This window comes from Knoellia aerolata DSM 18566 (assembly GCF_000768695.1).
Taxonomy (GTDB): Bacteria; Actinomycetota; Actinomycetes; order Actinomycetales; family Dermatophilaceae; genus Knoellia; species Knoellia aerolata.
On record NZ_AVPL01000125.1, the window covers coordinates 1 to 2609 of the forward strand.

Here is a 2609-nt window from a genome sequence, read left to right on the forward strand (position 1 = left end):
CGCCGGACCGCCGCCGCCGCCGCCGCCGCCGGCGCCGCCGAATGCGCCGGGGCCTGCACCGGCACCTGCACCTGGACCAGCGCCGTGGCCAGGAACCGGGGCACCCCGGCCCTCGGCCAGGTCGACGAGCGTCGCCGCGAGGTCGCCCGGGTCGTCGGTCGGCCGGACCACGGTGCGCACACCCAGCTGGCGCAACCGGGCCTCGGCCGCCTCGTCACCGCCACCCACGAGGCCGGCGACACGCACCCCGTGACCGGCCAGGTGCCGCAGCGCGTCCCGGTCCAGCCCGCGGAAGTCCGCCGAGACGACGGCGACGTCGGCCACGCCCGCAGCCCCCGTGGACAGCAGTTCCGCGACATCGGCGCACCGCCGCACGACGACGACCGCGTCCGCGCTCTCGAGCAGCGAGACGAGCTGGTGCTCGTGGTGGTGGGAGACACCGGTGATGACGGCGGTGGTCATGACGCGTTCTGCGACACCGCGCCGGGGACGGCGACGAGGGTGATCCTCGCGCCGAGGTCGACGTCGCCGACGAGCCCCTGGACCTTGTCCTTGGGCACCATGACCTGGACGGCTCGCGTGTCCCCCAGTCCGCCCATGACGGTGTCGTCCTCGGAGAGCCCGAGGACGGTGACGCCCTCGAGGGCCAGCTCCGGGCCGGCGAGCGGGCGGGACCCGAGCGGACCCACCGCACCCGCCGCACCGGCTGGCCCGGTGGCCGGCTCGACGGGACGGTTGACGTAGACGTCGACGACCGAGCCCGCCCGCAATGTCGACGCCGAGGTCGCGTCGACCTGCAGCGCCACGGGCTGGTTCGTCGCCCGCTCACGCGTCCCGAGGGCGGTGCGCGGGATGAGCTCACCCGCGCGCACCTCCCGGAGGACGAAGAGGTCCGGAGCCACGTCCTGCTCCGCGCTGACGTAGTCGCCGGCCGCGTCGCCGAGCAGCACGTCCACCCGGACGACGTCGTCGGCCGACAGCGGCTGGCCGGGCACGAGACCGGACCTCGCGGCATACATCGGCACGCGGTCGTCCGCGCGGCTCATGACCCAGGCGCCGACGGCGGTGGACGCGAGCACGAGCAGCACCCCGAGGAGGAGGCGGCTGTCGCGCCACGACGGCCGGCGCAGTCGCTGCGCGGCGGGCGTGGACAGGTCGGACATCGGCGAGGCTCCGGGTCGTGAGGACGCTGGACGGGGGGTCGCGACACCCTCCCCTTCCTGAGATTGTGACCCAGGACGGTGCGCCGCGCCCAGCGCACGAGCGTGCCTGTGGACGGCCGCGCCGGTGGTCGTCGCTGTGGACAGGCGCCACGAGCACGGCCGGAGCGCGTGGCAGACTGGCCGTCGCAGCCGACGAGAGGAGCCCGCCGTGGCCAAGCGGTTCATCCCGCTCACCGAGGTGTCCGAGATCCTCGACATCTCCTCGGCGCAGGCCTACGCGCTCGTCCGGTCGGGCGAGCTCCCGGCCATCAAGGTGGGCGGACGCGGTCAGTGGCGGGTCGAGACGACCGTCCTCGAGGAGTACATCCAGCGCATGTACACCGAGACCCGGCAGTTCGTCAGGTCCCAGGGCGACGACTGACCGTCAGCGCGACTCGACGAGCACGAGCGCGCTGAACGGCACCGTATGCCGTCCGGTGACGTTCTCCTCGCGCCGGCTCTCCCCCAGCGCGTGCTCGGCGAGGTCGAGGAAGTCCGCGCCGACGCCGTCGATGGTCCCGGTGAGGACGTGCCCGCCCGCGTCGCTGACCGCCACCTGCGCCCGGTCGCGGGACAGCCCGCGCAGGGCGTAGCCGAGCGCGAACCGGCGCGCGGTCCGGGCGGATGAGGCCCGGGCCGGCAGCCCGGTGACACCGGCCACGGCGTGCACCGGCACGACCGCCTCACCACCGGACCCGGTCCGCACGAGCAGCCAGTCCTCGCCGAGGTCGAGCAGCTCACCGCGGACCTGCGCACCGGAGACGAGACGCAGGCGCAGGGTGCTGCCCAGGGCCGCCGCGAACCGTGCGGCGAGCGCGACGGTCGCGCGTTCACGGCGGGTCCGGTCGGCCACCTCGGAGTCGCGCTCGCGCCGTTCCTGGGCTCCGAGCTGCGCCTCGAGGTCGTCGAAGAGCTGGTCCCAGCGCATGCCGGGAGCCTAGAGGTCCCCAGGGCTCACGACCCCTCTTGCGCCGCCACCGATCGCGGAATACCGTCAAACGCATGCAAACAGCATTAAACACCCTCAAACCGAGGTTCGGTCGCGGGGCCCGAGGCGGGCTCCTCGTGCTCGGTGCCCTCGCGGGCGGCCGCCTCCTCGCCCTCGCCTGGACGTCCGCGTGGGAGCAGGTGCGGGCCCCCGGCCCTGCGGCCACCGACGAGGCGTTCACCCTCACGGCCGCGAGCCTCGCGGCAGCCATCGCCGTCTGGCTCCTGGGCGGGGTCGTCCTCGAGCTCGCCGCCCGCCTCCCGGGCCGCTTCGGCCGCGCCGCCGACCGGTGGTCGCGTCGGGTCACACCGGCCCTGGCCCGGAGGGCGGTGGGCTTCGCCCTCGGCGTCGGGGTGGGCGTCGTGGGTGGTCCCGCCCAGTCCGTGGCCACCGGGTCGCCCGGCACCGTCTTCGTGGCG

The 2609-nt window shown here is 75.1% G+C and carries 3 protein-coding genes and 2 pseudogenes; 2 read left to right on the forward strand and 3 right to left on the reverse strand.

The genetic code is table 11. The annotated features are described in order from the left end of the window. Together N801_RS18835 and N801_RS18840 are read right to left on the reverse strand one after the other, a co-directional pair. Positions 1-462: pseudogene (locus N801_RS18835) on the reverse strand (AAA family ATPase); the annotation flags it as partial. Next, positions 459-1163, reverse strand: coding sequence for a hypothetical protein (locus N801_RS18840; RefSeq protein WP_035940852.1), 705 nt, complete (start codon positions 1161-1163; stop codon positions 459-461). The pseudogene N801_RS18835 and the gene N801_RS18840, both read right to left, overlap by 4 nt. Positions 1164-1371: 208 nt before the next feature. On the opposite strand from N801_RS18840, the gene N801_RS18845 reads away from it, so the two are divergent. Next, positions 1372-1584: a helix-turn-helix domain-containing protein gene (locus N801_RS18845; protein WP_035940853.1), complete on the forward strand. Its 213-nt coding sequence runs from the start codon at positions 1372-1374 to the stop codon at positions 1582-1584. A 3-nt stretch (positions 1585-1587) separates the two neighbouring features. Here N801_RS18845 and N801_RS18850 read toward each other — a convergent pair whose 3' ends face one another. Next, positions 1588-2130 carry a hypothetical protein gene (locus tag N801_RS18850; RefSeq protein ID WP_035940854.1) on the reverse strand — a complete coding sequence of 181 codons (543 nt, stop codon included), beginning with the start codon at positions 2128-2130 and terminating at the stop codon, positions 1588-1590. 74 nt (positions 2131-2204) lie between these two features. Between N801_RS18850 and N801_RS18855 the strand changes: the two are divergent. Further along, a pseudogene (locus N801_RS18855) lies at positions 2205-2609 on the forward strand (hypothetical protein); the annotation flags it as partial.